This window comes from Streptomyces sp. NPDC001339, assembly GCF_042895955.1.
In the GTDB taxonomy this organism is placed as follows: domain Bacteria; phylum Actinomycetota; class Actinomycetes; order Streptomycetales; family Streptomycetaceae; genus Streptomyces.
The window spans coordinates 1-14,345 of record NZ_JBIAWT010000006.1 but is presented as its reverse complement, the minus strand read 5'-3'; the positions used below and the strand labels follow the sequence as shown (position 1 = coordinate 14,345).

Annotated in this window: 9 protein-coding genes; 2 read left to right on the top strand and 7 right to left on the bottom strand. The window is 72.4% G+C overall.

Annotated features, from left to right (window positions below):
* Positions 1–22: 22 nt before the first annotated feature.
* The 5 genes from glpK to ACFY12_RS18310 all read right to left on the bottom strand — a co-directional run bounded on the left by glpK (position 23) and on the right by ACFY12_RS18310 (position 7,934).
* Complete coding sequence (glpK, locus tag ACFY12_RS18330) at positions 23–1,588, bottom strand: glycerol kinase GlpK (RefSeq protein ID WP_390716842.1); 1,566 nt, start codon at positions 1,586–1,588, stop codon at positions 23–25.
* 121 nt (positions 1,589–1,709) lie between these two features.
* Positions 1,710–2,483: an MIP/aquaporin family protein gene (locus tag ACFY12_RS18325; protein WP_390716841.1), complete on the bottom strand. Its 774-nt coding sequence runs from the start codon at positions 2,481–2,483 to the stop codon at positions 1,710–1,712.
* A 213-nt stretch (positions 2,484–2,696) separates the two neighbouring features.
* Positions 2,697–4,430 (bottom strand): EAL domain-containing protein, encoded by a 1,734-nt coding sequence (locus tag ACFY12_RS18320; RefSeq protein ID WP_390716840.1) that lies wholly within the window; start codon positions 4,428–4,430, stop codon positions 2,697–2,699.
* 208 nt (positions 4,431–4,638) lie between these two features.
* Positions 4,639–5,439 carry a M15 family metallopeptidase gene (locus ACFY12_RS18315; protein ID WP_390716839.1) on the bottom strand — a complete coding sequence of 267 codons (801 nt, stop codon included), beginning with the start codon at positions 5,437–5,439 and terminating at the stop codon, positions 4,639–4,641.
* 83 nt (positions 5,440–5,522) lie between these two features.
* Positions 5,523–7,934 (bottom strand): glycoside hydrolase family 31 protein, encoded by a 2,412-nt coding sequence (locus ACFY12_RS18310; RefSeq protein WP_390716838.1) that lies wholly within the window; start codon positions 7,932–7,934, stop codon positions 5,523–5,525.
* Positions 7,935–8,340: 406 nt separating this feature from the next.
* Here ACFY12_RS18310 and ACFY12_RS18305 point away from each other — a divergent pair, with 406 nt between their 5' ends.
* Together ACFY12_RS18305 and ACFY12_RS18300 are read left to right on the top strand one after the other, a co-directional pair.
* Positions 8,341–10,359 (top strand): acetoacetate--CoA ligase, encoded by a 2,019-nt coding sequence (locus tag ACFY12_RS18305; protein WP_390716837.1) that lies wholly within the window; start codon positions 8,341–8,343, stop codon positions 10,357–10,359.
* Between the two features lie 178 nt (positions 10,360–10,537).
* On the top strand, positions 10,538–11,566 hold the full coding sequence (locus tag ACFY12_RS18300) for a hypothetical protein (RefSeq protein ID WP_390716836.1): 1,029 nt from the start codon (positions 10,538–10,540) through the stop codon (positions 11,564–11,566).
* 111 nt (positions 11,567–11,677) lie between these two features.
* On the opposite strand, the gene ptsP is transcribed toward ACFY12_RS18300, so the two are convergent.
* Positions 11,678–13,348, bottom strand: a complete 1,671-nt coding sequence (gene ptsP / locus ACFY12_RS18295; protein ID WP_390716835.1) for a phosphoenolpyruvate--protein phosphotransferase — start codon at positions 13,346–13,348, stop codon at positions 11,678–11,680.
* A gap of 77 nt (positions 13,349–13,425) precedes the next feature.
* Complete coding sequence (locus tag ACFY12_RS18290) at positions 13,426–13,875, bottom strand: PTS glucose transporter subunit IIA (RefSeq protein ID WP_390716834.1); 450 nt, start codon at positions 13,873–13,875, stop codon at positions 13,426–13,428.
* Between the last annotated feature and the right edge of the window lie 470 nt (positions 13,876–14,345).

The following is a 14,345-nucleotide window of genomic DNA, read 5'->3' as shown; positions in this document are numbered from 1 at the left end:
ACGCCCTCCCCGGACAGAACACCTAGGACGTCCCCGAGCCAGCCTCCGGCAGCCAGCCGAAGCTCCGCTCCACCGCCCTGCGCCAGTTGGCGAACTCCCGTTCCCGGGTGGCCCCGTCCATCCGCGGCGTCCACTGCGCGTCCTGCCGCCAGTGGCCGCGCAGCTCGTCCAGGTCCTGCCAGACACCGGTCGCCAGACCGGCCGCGTACGCCGCTCCGAGACAGGTGGTCTCCGAGATGACCGGGCGGATCACCGGTACCCCCAGCACATCCGCCTGATGCTGCATCAGCAGTTGGTTGGCGGTCATCCCGCCGTCGACCTTGAGCCGGGTGAGCCGCACGCCGGAGTCCTGGAACATCGCCTCCACGACCTCACGGGTCTGCCAGCTGGTCGCCTCCAGTACGGCACGTGCCAGATGCGCCTTGGTGACGAAGCCGGTCAGCCCGGTGACCACGCCCCGGGCGTCGGGACGCCAGTAGGGCGCGAAGAGACCGGAGAAGGCCGGCACGATGTACGCCCCGCCGTTGTCCGGGACGCTCGCCGCCAGCGGCTCGATCTCGTCCGCGGACGCGATGATGCCGAGCTGGTCGCGGAACCACTGCACCAGCGATCCGGTGACGGCGATCGAGCCCTCCAGGCAGTAGACCGGCGCCTCGCCGCCGAGCCGGTAGCCCACGGTCGTCAGCAGCCCGTTCTTGGACGGAACCGGGCGCTCACCGGTGTTGAGCAGCAGGAACGAGCCGGTGCCGTAGGTGTTCTTGGCCTCGCCGACGCCGTAACAGGTCTGCCCGAACACCGCGGCCTGCTGGTCGCCCAGCGCGGACGCCACCGGCACCCCGTCCAGCTGCCCCACGGCCGTGCCGTACACCTCCGAGGACGACCGGATCTCCGGGAGGATCGCGGCGGGGATGTCCATCGCGGAGAGGATCGCCGGATCCCACTGGAGGGTGGTGAGGTCCATCAGCAGGGTGCGGCTCGCGTTGGTCACGTCCGTGACGTGCACCCCGCCGTCCGGGCCGCCGGTCAGGTTCCAGATCAGCCAGGAGTCGATGGTGCCGAACGCGATCTCACCGCGCTCGGCACGGGCCCGCAGACCTGGCACCGTGTCCAGCAGCCAGGCCACCTTCGGCCCGGAGAAGTAGCTGGCCAGCGGCAGTCCGGTGGCGTCCCGGAAGCGGTCCTGGCCGTCCGTGCCGCCGAGTTCGGCGCACAGCCGGTCGGTGCGGGTGTCCTGCCAGACGAGGGCGTGGTGCACCGGCCGGCCGGTGGCCCGGTCCCACAGCACGGTGGTCTCCCGCTGGTTGGTGATGCCCAGCGCGCTGAGCTGGTCCGCCCGCAGCCCTGCCCTGGCGAGCGCGCCCGCCACCACGGCCTGCACCTTAGACCAGATCTCGGTGGCATCGTGCTCCACCCAGCCGGGTCTGGGGAAGATCTGCCGGTGCTCGCGCTGGTCGACGGCGACGATCGCCCCGCCGTGGTCGAAGATGATGCAACGGCTCGATGTGGTGCCCTGGTCGATCGCGGCGACGTACTTCTCGGTGTGCGCGGATGTCCCGCTGTGCGCGGATGTCCTGCTGTGTTCCGTCATGCCGTCACGCCTCCTGAAATCCTGGTGAAGTCCTGGAGCTGGGTGGGGGCGGGCGCCCGCCGGTGTCAGAACGCGCTGATCGGAACGCGCCTATCGGAACGCGCCGATCGGAACGTGCAGATCAGAACACGCAGACGTGGACCAGGCCCGCGAGCACTGCGCCGATCAGCGGTCCGGCCACCGGGATCCAGGCGTAACTCCAGTCGGAAGAACCCTTGTTGGGGATCGGCAGCAGCGCGTGGACGATACGCGGACCGAGGTCGCGGGCCGGGTTGATGGCGTAACCGGTGGGCCCGCCCAGCGACAGCCCGATGCCGACGACCAGCAGCGCCACCAGCAGCACGGTGATCCCCGAACCGTAGATCCCGGTCCGCGCGCCGGGGACCTGGCCGAGGCCGATGCCCTCGTTCTGGCCGAAGAACAGCAGGGGCAGCACCAGGCCGACGGTGGCGATGACCTCGGAGACGAGGTTGGCGGCCGGCTTGCGGATCTCCGGGGCGGTGGCGAAGATCCCCAGCGTCGGCTGCGGGGCGCCACCGGACCGGCCGTCGTTGGCGGCGAACTGCGCGTAGTACAGCGCCCAGGCCAGTACGGCACCGATCACCGCACCGGCCAGCTGTGCCACGATGTAGAGCGGTACGACCGACCACTCGGTGCCGCCCGCGACCGCCGAGCCCACCGTCACCGCCGGGTTGAGGTGCCCGCCGGACAGCGGCGCCGCGGTGTACGCCCCGGCCAGGACGCCCAGGCCCCAGCCGAAGGCGACCGCGACCCAGCCGGCGGACTGGGCCTTGGAGTGCCGCAGGCTGACCGCGGCGCACACACCGGTGCCGAAGAGAATCAGGACGGCGGTACCGATCACTTCACCGACGACGATGTCCCCAGGGGAATACATGGCGGCTCCTTGGCCCTCACCCGGGGACGTCCCCGGTACTCCGTGCAGGGTGTGTGTCACGGGCGGGCAGCGGGCAGCCGCTGCCACCCGGCCGGATGCCCGGGTCGGCGGTATACGGGGTGCGTGCGTGGTGAAGGGTGCGTGGTGTCCGGGTGCGCGGTGCCGACCGGCACCCGGAAGTGTTCCTCTGAGGTGATCGGGCGTCAAGGTCGCCTAGGGGAGGAGGGGTTGAGTCGTCGATTCCGGTCCGGCCGGCGGTCCCTCCGGCGGTCCGGCGGGCGGTTTCCCGGGAGCCGTCGCACCCCGCCGGATCTCGGTCCGCGCCGCGCCGGGCCGGCCCACCACCCAGCTCGCCCCCGGCAACGCCTTCGCCTCCTTCTTCAGCGGGGCGAGCGCCGCCGCGGCCGCACGGTGTCCAGGGACGCTGCCGGGCGGGCACACCACTGTCGCCAGCGACAGCGTCACCGGCCGCCCGCCCACCGGCCACACCACGTCCAACAGCGCCGCGGTGAACGGCTCCAGGCCGTCCGGCTCCGTCAGCACCAGGAAGTCATCGCCGCCGATATGGCCCACCCAGGACGCCGGAACCCCCGCCGCCACCTCGGCGAGCGTCCGCCCCACCGCGCGGATCAGCTCATCGCCGGCCGCGAACCCGGCGCCGTCGTTGACCTGCTTGAACCCGTCCACGTCCAACCAGCTCAGCGCGAACGCCCGCCCTTCGGCGATCCGCCGGTCCACCTCGCCGTTGACCTCGTCCGAACCGGGCAGCCGGGTCAGCGGATTGAGCCGTGCCGCCTCCTCCACCCGGCTCTCGGCCAGCGCCCGCAGGATGTCGGCGAGGTGCACCACGCCGATACAGCGGCCGCGCTCGTCCACCACAGCCACCTCGTCCGCAGTCCGGTCCCGGCCGCCCTCGGCGATCACATCGAGCACCTGCCAGGCGGTGGCGTCCGCGCCCACCGTCCGCGGCCGGTCCGCGAGCCGCAGCGCCGGCCGGTCGGCGTAGAGCGCATGCCCGTACCGCCCGGACAGCGACAGCAGGAACCGGTCCCGGCCGATCGCCCGTACGGGCACCCCGTCGGTGTCCACCAGCAGCACCCCCGACACCCCGGGGAAGCCGATGAGATGGCTGCGCACCGCGCCCGCCGACGCGGACATCGGCAGCAGCGCGGCAGGCTGCAGGAACTGGGTGACCGGCGGCCCGGACGGCGGGCGGTACGGCAGCGCCGGCCCGCTCACCGCCGGCCGTACCGCGCGCGGCAGATACACCTCGGTGGCCGGCCGCCGCGCCGGCGGCGCGAACAAATGCCCCTGCGCCAGCTGCACCCCGGCGTCCCGCACCGCCGCGTACTGCCGCTCGGTCTCCACCCCTTCGATGGCCAGCAGTCCGCCCACCCGCTCACACAGCTGCCGCATCGCGGCCACCGCGGCCTGCCGTCCCCGGTCGGTGTCCAGCCGCGCACACAGCGCGGCATCGAGTTTGACGAGGTCCGGCGCCAGCTCACCGAGCAGCCGCAGCGGCAGATCCCCGTCCCCGACCCCGTCCGCGCAGATCCGGTACCCCTCGTCGCGCAGCACCGACACCGACTCCAGCAGCGCGGCGTGCGGGGCATGGGTGAACGGTCCGACGAGATCCAGGGTGATCTCCCAGGGGCGCCGGCCGATGTCGTGGACGGCCTTGCCCAGTGACGTCAGCCGCGGCAGCTCGGCGACCGTGGTGGCGAAGACGTTGATGTGCAGCGGCAGCAGCGTCTCCTGGTGCGCCGCGGCGCGTACGGCGAGGGCCGCGAGTTCGGCGTCCAGGTCGGGGCAGCGCCGGGCAGATGTGAGGACGTCGACCGCGCCGGGCTCGGGGCGGGCGAGTGTCTCCAGCGCGGCGATCGAACCGGTCGAGAGGTTCACCACGGGCTGGAAGGCGAATCGAAGCTGGTCCGTCCAGGCAGGCACGGCAGTAGCTTGCCCCGCCACCCTCCGACCGGACTGTGATTAACGTACTGTTCACGTACGCTTCCGGAGCGTACGGCCGGCTCCCGCGCGATGCACACAGGACGTTCGACGGAGCGAGCGGCGCTTCACCCAGGAGCAGGCCACCCAGGAGCAGGCCACTCAGGAGCAGACCGCCCAGGAACAGACCGCCCAGGATCGGCAGCCCCGGTCACCGGACCGGGAAGTCGAAGTAGGTGTCCGGGAACGTCTCCGGTGTGAACGTGAAGTGCCACCATTCTTCCGGCAGGTTGACGAATCCGGCCCGCTCCAGGCCGTTCTTCAGCAGCAGCCGGTTCCGCAGCTGCCGACCGCGGATCCGCGGATCGAGGGTGTGCGCGAGCGTGTCGAAGCAGTCGAAGCCCGTACCCATATCGAGGGAGTTGTCCGGGAAGCGCTCGCTCTTCGGACCGTAACAGGGCTTGAGCGGCTCACCCGGCACATACGGGCGGGTGGGCGCCGCCGGCAGCCGCACCAGGGTCAGATCGACGGTACTGCCCCTGCTGTGACCGGACTTGGCGGCGATATAGCCGTCGTCGAACAGCTTCGCCTTGTCCTGCCGCGGATAGAACTCGGCCTTCATCCGCTGGTCGCCGAGGTCCTCGGCCCACCGGACGAAATGGTCCACGGCGCGCTGCGGCCGGTAGCAGTCGTACACCTTGAGCGAGTACCCGCGCTTCAGGAAGGAGCGCTGGGCACGGTGCAGGGCCCGGGCGGCGTCCCGGGTCAGCAGGCACCTCGGATGACGGTAGCCGTCCACCGGCACGCCCGTGAAATTGTGCGGGGTGACATAGCGCATCTCCTGGATGATCGTCGGGTCCACCGCGCGCAGCGCGACGAACTCCCGGGGCATCGTGGCCGGATGCGCCGCGGCGCGGACGGCACCCGGCGCCCGCGGCGGCGCGGCGGTGACGGTCATCAGGGCGGCGGCAGCGACGGCCAGGCCGCGCAGCGTGGCGGCGAGTCTCGGCATGGCTCCCGTCTACCAGGCGGGGCGGGGGAGCGGAAGCCCGTCCCTCCGACGGTTTGCGGCCCTGACCCATCGGACGGCAGGCCCTATGCCCCCTCCAGCCCCCGCACCCGCACCGGATATCCCACCGGCCGCCCGTCCCGCCGCTCCACGACCACCCGGTCGTCCTCCCAGCGCGTGGTGAAGCGCTCCACGGCCGGCCGCTCCCAGCCGTCCCCGGCGTCCGGCACCACCAGACCGCCGCCCCCGCGCCCGGCCGACGGTGCCCACACCTCCAGCTCCGTCGCCCCGTCCGCACCGGCCACCGGCAGCACCGCACCGGCCCGCGCCAGCACCGGAATCCGCGACAGCGGCGCGTCCACCCACACCCGCCCGGGACCTCGGTACGCCCGCCCGGTCGCGGTGTCGTACCACCGCCCGCGCGGCAGCCGCACCGGCCGCCGGGTCACGCCCGCCGCCAGCACCGGTGCCACCAGCAGCGCGTCCCCCAGGAGAAAGGCGTCCTCGCAGTCCCGCAGCGCCCGGTCCCGCGGCGCGTTCCACCACACCGGCCGGACGTACGGGGCCCCGGTCAGCCGCGCCAACTGGCCGAGCGTCCCGAAGTACGGCAGCAGCCGCTGCCGCTCGCGCAGCGCCGTACGGGCATGGCCCAGCACCTCCGCCCCGAACTCCCACGGCTCCCGGCGCCCCGCCCGGACCGCCGAGTGGGTACGGAACAGCGGAAGGTACGCGCCCAGCTGGAACCAGCGCAGATACAGCTCCGGGGACGGCTCGGCGGAGAACCCGCCCACATCGGGGCCGCTGTACGGTACCCCGCACAGACCCAGCCCCAGCACCAGGGAGAGCGACGCCCGCAGCCCCGGCCAGCCGGTCGCCACATCCCCCGACCAGGTGCCCCCGTAGCGCTGCAGCCCGGCCCAGCCCGAACGGGAGAAGAGGAACGGCCGTTCCTCAGGCCGCAGTTCACTCAGTCCCTCGAAGCCGGCCCGCGCCATCGCCAGGGCGTAGACGTTGTGCGCCTCCCGGTGGTCACCGCCGCTCCCCTCCAGCGCGTGCCGGGCCGAGCGCGGCAGTGTCGGCTCGCCGAACGGGGCGAACGAGACCGGCTCGTTCATGTCGTGCCAGAAACCCGAGAAGCCCTGCGCCAGCCGCTCCGCGTACCGCTCACCCCACCACGCGCGCACCCCGGCGTCGGTGAAATCCGGGTACACCGACTCACCGGCCCAGACGACCCCGCGCACCTCCCGGCCCCGCGCGTCCCGTACGAAGGCCCCGGCCGCCCGCCCGCCCTCGTACACCGCGTTCCCCCGCTCCGCCTTCACCGCCGGGTCCACGATCGACACCAGCCGCACCCCTTCGGCCCGCAACTCCCGGGCCAGGCCCGGCAGATCCGGATAGCGCGCGCGGTCGACGGTGAACACCCGGTGGTGGTCGTAGTGGTCGATGTCCATATGGACGGCGGACAGCGGAAGTCCGCGCTCCTGGTAGCCGGACACCACCCGGCGCACCTCGTCCTGGCCGCCGAACCCCCACCGCGCGTGCTGATGGCCCAGCGCCCACCGCGGCGGCAGCGCGGGCGCCCCGGTCAGCGCCGTCCACACCTGGAGCACTCGGGCCGGGGTACCGGCCAGCACCCAGTAGCGCAGCGGCCCGCCGTCCATCCGCAGTTGGCAGCTGCCCGGACGGTCGTGCCCCGAACCCACGCCCTCCACGCCCTCCCGGAGCAGCACCCGGCCGTCCCAGGAATTGTCGTGGAACACCAGATGGGTACCGGCGTCCGCCACCACTATCTGGACCGGCATCGTCAGCGACAGCGGATCGTCACCCGGCTCGAACGCACCGCCCGGATCGGTGTTCCACAGCCGGTACTCACCGTCCCGCAGCCGCGGCCCGTGCGCCCGGCCGCCCAGCCCGAAGAACCGGGCGTCCGCGGCCACCTCCGAGCGGAGCACCCACCGCGAGGCGCCGCAGGCCTCCGGCCGCCCGGTACGCGAGGCGTCCGGCTCTTCCGTATGGTCCCCGTCTTCCGTACGGTCCCACCAGCGCGGTGGCTGCTCCCGCCGCAGCACCGCCCCGCCGGGCGTCCGCACCTCCACCGCGCCGTACCGGGAGACCGTCACCAGCACCCGCTCGGACACCACCCGCCAGCCGCCCTCGGTATCCGGCTCCAGCACCGCCCGCGGATCGACCTCCGGACACGCCCCGGCCAGCGCGTACGAGGGCTCCGGTCCGGCACCGTCCCAGCCGCAGAACACCGCGCCCCCGGACGCCACCCGGACCCGCAGGGACGACCGCGCGAAGTGGATCACCCCACCGCCCGGCCGGGACTCGGCGCCCCGCGCCGGCCCCGGTACCCTCGCCCGCTCCGGCACCCGCCGCGGCAGCGCCCGGGCGTCCGCCCGCCGCGCCCGCCAGGCCGAGCGCACGGACCGCAGCCCCTGTGCCGGTCCGACCGCCCTGACCATCCGTACCGATCGCACCAGATCACGCCCGTCCATGCCGGTCAGCCTGCCATCGACACCCAGGTGCGCGGGCCGCGTTCAACCGCCGTTCACCTGCGCGGGGCCGGGTCGGCCACTCCGGGCCCGGCGGCCCGCCGTCCGGTGACCGAATCCCCTCGGTGACCGATTCCCCTCGGTGACCGAATCCCCCATCCCACCGGGCACGCGGGGACGGGCCCGGACCACGAGGCGACAGCACCGCAGACGCACCGCGGACCGCACCTGATCACATCCGGATGTGCGGCGTCCATCCTGGTTCCACCCTGGTGCACAAGTCGATCACATGGCATCGTCAGCGTCACACCGTCCAGGCAAGCCGTGCCACGCGCTCACGGGCACCACGGGAGACCCCCGCCGCCGTGCGCGCCGACGCAGACGACGCGTACCGTCCGGGAGCCGCATCATGACCACCGCACCGCAGTCCGCCCCCCAGCCGGAACCCCTCTGGCAGCCCGGCCCGGACCGTATCGCCGGCGCGCAGGTCACCCGCTTCCACCGCTGGGCCGCCGCCCACCACGGCGCACCCGTTCCCGCCCCGGGCGACCCCGCCGGGAGCTACGCCGCGCTGCACCGCTGGTCGGTCGACGACCTCCCGGCCTTCTGGCAGGCCACCGCCGAATGGTTCGACGTCCGCTTCACCACCCCCTACGAAACCGTCCTCGCCGACCGAACGATGCCCGGCGCCCGCTGGTTCCCCGGCGCCACCCTCAACTACGCCGAGCACGCCCTGCGCGCCGCCGAGGACCCGGCCCGCGCCGACCACCCCGCACTGCTCCAGGTCGACGAGAGCCACCGGCCCACCCCGGTCACCTGGGCCGAACTCCGCACCCAGGTCGGCTCGCTGGCCGCCGCGCTCCGCCGCCTCGGCGTCCGCCCCGGCGACCGGGTCAGCGGCTATCTCCCCAACATTCCGCAGGCCGTGGTCGCCCTGCTCGCCACTGCCGCGGTCGGCGCCGTGTGGACCTCCTGCGCCCCCGACTTCGGCGCCCGGAGCGTGCTGGACCGCTTCCAGCAGACCGAACCGGTCGTCCTGTTCACCGTCGACGGCTACCGCTACGGCGGCAAGGAGCACGACCGCCGCGACACCGTCACCGAACTCCGCGCCGAACTGCCCACCCTGCGCGCGGTCGTGCACATCCCGCTGCTCGGCACCCCGGCCCCCGAAGGTGCCTTGAACTGGTCGGACCTGACCACCGACGACACCGAACCGGTCTTCGAACAGGTCCCCTTCGACCACCCGCTGTGGGTTCTGTACTCCTCCGGTACCACCGGACTGCCCAAGGCCCTCGTCCAGTCCCAGGGCGGCATCCTGCTCGAACACCTCAAGCAGACCGGCCTGCACTGCGACCTCGGTCCCGACGACCGGTTCTTCTGGTACACCTCCACCGGCTGGATGATGTGGAACTTCCTCGTCGCCGGCCTGCTGGTGGGCGCCACGATCGTCCTCTACGACGGCAGTCCCGGCCACCCCGACATCGCCGCCCAGTGGCGGGTCGCCGCGGCCACCCGTACCACCCTCTTCGGCACCTCCGCCGCCTACGTCATGGCCTGCCGCAAGGCCGGTATCCACCCGGCCCGCGACCTCGACCTCTCCGCCCTCACCTGCGTCGCCACCACCGGCTCCCCGCTCCCGCCGGACGGCTTCCGATGGCTGCACGAGTCCTTCGCGGAGAGCGGCGCCGAGCTGTGGACGGCGTCCGTCAGCGGCGGCACCGACGTCTGCAGCTGCTTCGCCGGCGCCGTCCCCACCCTCCCCGTCCACATCGGCGAACTCCAGGCTCCCTGCCTCGGGACCGACCTCCAGGCCTGGGACCCCCAGGGCAAGCCGCTCATCGACGAGGTCGGCGAACTCGTCATCACCCAGCCCATGCCGTCCATGCCCACCCGCTTCTGGAACGACCCGGACGGCACCCGCTACCACGACAGCTACTTCGACATGTACCCCGGCGTCTGGCGGCACGGCGACTGGATCACCGTCACCTCGCGCGGCAGCGTCGTCATCCACGGCCGCTCCGATTCCACCCTCAACCGCCAGGGAGTCCGTATGGGCTCCGCCGACATCTACGAGGCCGTCGAACGGCTCCCCGAGATCCGCGAATCCCTCGTCATCGGTCTGGAACTCCCGGACGGCGGCTACTGGATGCCGCTCTTCGTCCACCTTGCCCCCGGGGCCACCCTCGACGACGCCCTCCGCGAGCGCATCAAGCACACCATCCGCGAACAGCTCTCACCGCGCCACGTCCCCGACGACATCATCCAGGCCCCCGGCGTCCCGCACACCCTCACCGGCAAGCGCATCGAGGTGCCCGTCAAGCGCCTCCTCCAGGGCACCCCGCTCGACAAGGCGGTCAACCCCGGTTCCGTCGACGACCTGGAACTGCTCCGCTTCTACGAGCAGGTGGCCCGCGACCGCGCGCGGTAGCCGGCCCACCGGCCCACCGGCCCATGCCGGACGGCGCCGGCCCGGAGACCGCAGGCCGCACGGCCCCTCAGCCGGCGCGGGATCGGCATTGTCAGACCCTCCGATTACTCTCAGTGACAAGTGGCGTTCGGTCCGCGCACGCCACACCGAGCACACTCAGAGCACACCAGGGGGAGTCATGACATCCACATCCCGGCCCGCCGATCGGCCCGCCCGCGCCCACCGCACCGGCGGACCGGCCGCCCGATCCAGCGGCTCCGCCGCCCGCCGCGCACTGCGCCGCGAAATCCCCAGCGCCGCCGCGGTCCTCGCCGACGAGCGGGACTTCAGCGCCATGCGCCGCTACCGCACCTTCCCGTTCGACGACCACAACAGCTACCTCCAGCAGATGGAGACCCTGCTGCGCACCCTCGCCGACCAAGGCGTACTGACGACCGTCAGCCTCTTCGACCCGGTCGCCTACGAGCAGTTCTGCGCCGACCTCGCCCTGGACCCGGACCGCCCCGACAGCCGTACCCGCTACACGGCCGAAGTCGCCCGTACCGGCGCGGCGTTGACGTACGAGGGCGAGCCGCTCAGCCGACTGATCCCGCTGCTCGTGGAGGAATCCGACCGCCAGGCGACCTGGCGGCACGCCTCGGCGCTGCTGGCCCGCGCCGGGAGCTGCGAGGAGTGCGGCGCGGACCTCGCCCACGCCGCCTTCGCCCGCGCCACTCAAGCGCTCCAGCAGCTCCTCGCCGCCCTCGGCGACGGAGCCCACCACCTGGTCTGCTCCATCGCGGCCGGTCATCCGTCCCTTCTCGCAGCCGTGCACACCACCACCCACGAGGGCGACCCGCGCCGGCTCGACGAATCCGAGAGCCTCCTCTTCTGTACGGTCCTCGCCGCCGGGTTCGCCCTGCGCACCCCCGGCGGCATCGTCTCCCGCACGACGGCCCACACGACCGACTCCACCGACTCCACCGACTCCGCTGCTTCTGCCGGTGGGGAACCCGCTCCCTCCGACAACCGCGTCGACCGCGGCCGTGACACCGTCCGCGGCTGGTCGCTCCGTGACTCCTGGCTCCGCCCCCTCAGCGCCGCCGAGGTCTTCACGGCCTACTGCACCGACACCGACACCGGCGAACCGATCCCACCCGAACACGGCGTCGACCACGCCCCCGGCCTCCCGCTCACCCCGCCACCCGACCCCCACACCCACCACTGATCCTTCGCTCACGGAGACAGCGAACGGCCGCCCCGCCACAAGGGCGGGACGGCCGTCAGAACTCCGCGATATGCGGGGCGCCGTGCCGGGGCGGGCACGGCGCCCATGGGGTCACTCCCCGGAAAGCACCGCCTGCGCGGCCGCCCGGGCATCGTCCGCGGTGTCCGCGGCCCGCGCCGCGGCCGCGGCACGCTCGCACTGCGCCAGCGTGTGCTTGGCCAGCGTCGCCCGCACATACGGAATCGACGCCGCACCCATCGAAAGGCTGGTGACACCAAGCCCCGTCAGCACACAGGCCAACAGCGGATCGGAGGCCGCCTCACCACACACACCACAGCTCTTGCCCTCGGCCTTCGCGGACTCGGCCGAAGCCGCCACGAGGTCGAGCAGCGCCGGCTGCCACGGGTCCTGGAGCCGCGACACGGCGCCCACCTGACGGTCCGCCGCGAAGGTGTACTGCGCGAGGTCATTGGTCCCCAGCGAAAGGAACTCCACCTCCTGCAGAATCGACCGCGCCCGGAGGGCCGCCGACGGAATCTCCACCATCGCGCCGAACTTCGCCTGCAGCCCGGCGTCCCGGCACGCGTCCGCGAACGCCTTGGCGTCGGTCCGGTCCGCCACCATCGGCGCCATGACCTCGAGGTAGACGGGCAGCCCCTCGGCCGCCTTCGCCAGCGCCGTCAGCTGCGTACGCAGCACGTCCGGGTGGTCGAGCAGCGTCCGCAGACCCCGCACGCCCAGAGCCGGGTTCGGCTCGTCGGCCGGCGTCAGGAAGTCCAGCGGCTTGTCGGCGCCGGCGTCGAGCACCCGCACCACGACCCGCCCCTCGGGGAAGGCCTCCAGAACCTTGCGGTACGCCTCGACCTGCTTCTCTTCGGACGGTGCCTTCTTGCTGTCGTCCAGGAACAGGAACTCGGTACGGAACAGACCGACACCCTCGGCCCCGGCCTCGACCGCCGCGGCCACATCACCAGGGCCGCCGACATTCGCCAGCAGCGGCACCTTGTGCCCGTCGGAGGTGGCACCCGGACCGGACGCCGCGGCCAGCGCCGCCTTCCGCGCCTCGGCCGCCCGCCGCAGCTCCGCCCGCTTCTCGGCGCTCGGCTCCACGAAGATCTCACCGGTGCTGCCGTCCACGGCGACCACGGTGCCCTCGACCAGCTCACCCGCACCCGGGAGCGCGACCACGGCCGGCACACCCAGCGCCCGCGCCAGAATCGCGCTGTGGCTGGTCGGCCCGCCCTCCTCGGTCACGAAACCGAGCACCAGCGACGGGTCGAGCAGCGCGGTGTCAGCCGGCGCCAGATCCCGCGCGATCAGCACATACGGCTCGTCGCTGTCCGGCACACCCGGCATCGGCACACCGAGCAGCCGGGCGACGATACGGTTCCGCACGTCATCGAGGTCGGCGACCCGCCCGGCGAGGTACTCACCCGCACCGGCGAGCAGCGCCCGATACGCCGCGAACGCGTCGTACACACCGCGTTCGGCAGTGCTGCCCACGGCGATCCGCCGCTCGACGTCCGCCATCAGCTCGGGGTCCTGCGCCATCAGCGCCTGGGCCTCCAGCACGGCCTGGGCCTCGCCGCCCGCAAGATTTCCCCGCGCTATCAGGTCGGCGGCGACAGCTTCCACGGCCTGGCGGGCACGCCCCTGTTCGCGCTCCGCCTCGTCCGCCGGAATCTGCTTGGCCGGCGGCTCCAGCACCGCCGTGCCCATGTGCCGCACCTCGCCGATGGCCACACCGTGGCTCACGCCGACGCCTCGCAGCGTTGTCTCCATTGCACCCGTCTCCGGTTGATGCGACGGCCGGGCCGCCGCGTTGAATGTCGTACCTGCCGTTCGGGACGGCGCCCGGCTCACTGCCAGGAGAAGAGCTGGTCGCCCGCCTTGAGGTCGCCGTCCTCGCGCACCTCACCGAGCGAGTCCGCGGTGGCCTCCAGCGCGACGACCGGGCAGACCGGCGACTTACCGGCCTCTTCGACCGCGGCCGGGTTCCAGCGCACGATCTCCTGGCCGCGGTGGACGGTGTCGCCCTTGTTCACCAGCAGCTCGAAGCCCTCGCCGTTGAGCTGAACGGTGTCGATACCGAGGTGAGTGAGCACACCGTGCCCCTCGGCGTCGACGACGACGAACGCGTGCGGATGCAGAGATACGAGGACACCGTCCACGGGCGAGACGGCGGTAGACGGCTCACGAACCGGGTCGATGGCGGTACCGGGACCCACCATCGCTCCGGAGAACACCGGGTCGGGCACAGCCGCGAGTCCGATGGCGCGTCCAGCGAGCGGGGACGTCACGGTGGTCATGGGAAGCCTCCCAGGGGTGGAGATTCATCAGGTCGCCGTCACTACCTGTCCTGGACGGCGCACCGTTCAGAAGCGTAAGTCATAAGAACTGACGGTTCCGCATGACAGGCCCCGGTTACGCTCCGCGAGTCCCGCTGAATCGATTTGCCTCGCCCACAGCCGAGCTGTACTGTCTTAGACCTGCCCCGGACGCCAGGCCGCAGTGAAATGTGGCCGGTCGATGGCGGGCAGTACTCCATTGGGTTTTGATCGCGACTCGCGAATTGACGCCTTCTGCATTCCTGCGGAAAAGCGTCGGTCCGGAAGCCGAAAAAGACCTGATAGAGTGTGAAACACCGAAGGGAAGCGCCCGGAGGAAACCCGGAAGGGACTCCAAAGGAAGCGTCCGTTCCTTGAGAACTCAACAGCGTGCCAAAAGTCAACGCCAGATATGTTGATACCCCGTCGACCGGAAACTTCCGGGAGATGAG

What these genes read in the sequence shown, in the direction of transcription:
- glpK (WP_390716842.1), bottom strand. Translation starts at nt 1,588, where the DNA reads ATGACGGAACACAGCAGGACATCCGCGCACAGCGGGACATCCGCGCAC.
- ACFY12_RS18325 (WP_390716841.1), bottom strand. Translation starts at nt 2,483, where the DNA reads ATGTATTCCCCTGGGGACATCGTCGTCGGTGAAGTGATCGGTACCGCC.
- ACFY12_RS18315 (WP_390716839.1), bottom strand. Translation starts at nt 5,439, where the DNA reads ATGCCGAGACTCGCCGCCACGCTGCGCGGCCTGGCCGTCGCTGCCGCC.
- ACFY12_RS18310 (WP_390716838.1), bottom strand. Translation starts at nt 7,934, where the DNA reads ATGGACGGGCGTGATCTGGTGCGATCGGTACGGATGGTCAGGGCGGTC.
- ACFY12_RS18305 (WP_390716837.1), top strand. Translation starts at nt 8,341, where the DNA reads ATGACCACCGCACCGCAGTCCGCCCCCCAGCCGGAACCCCTCTGGCAG.
- ACFY12_RS18300 (WP_390716836.1), top strand. Translation starts at nt 10,538, where the DNA reads ATGACATCCACATCCCGGCCCGCCGATCGGCCCGCCCGCGCCCACCGC.
- ptsP (WP_390716835.1), bottom strand. Translation starts at nt 13,348, where the DNA reads ATGGAGACAACGCTGCGAGGCGTCGGCGTGAGCCACGGTGTGGCCATC.
- ACFY12_RS18290 (WP_390716834.1), bottom strand. Translation starts at nt 13,875, where the DNA reads ATGACCACCGTGACGTCCCCGCTCGCTGGACGCGCCATCGGACTCGCG.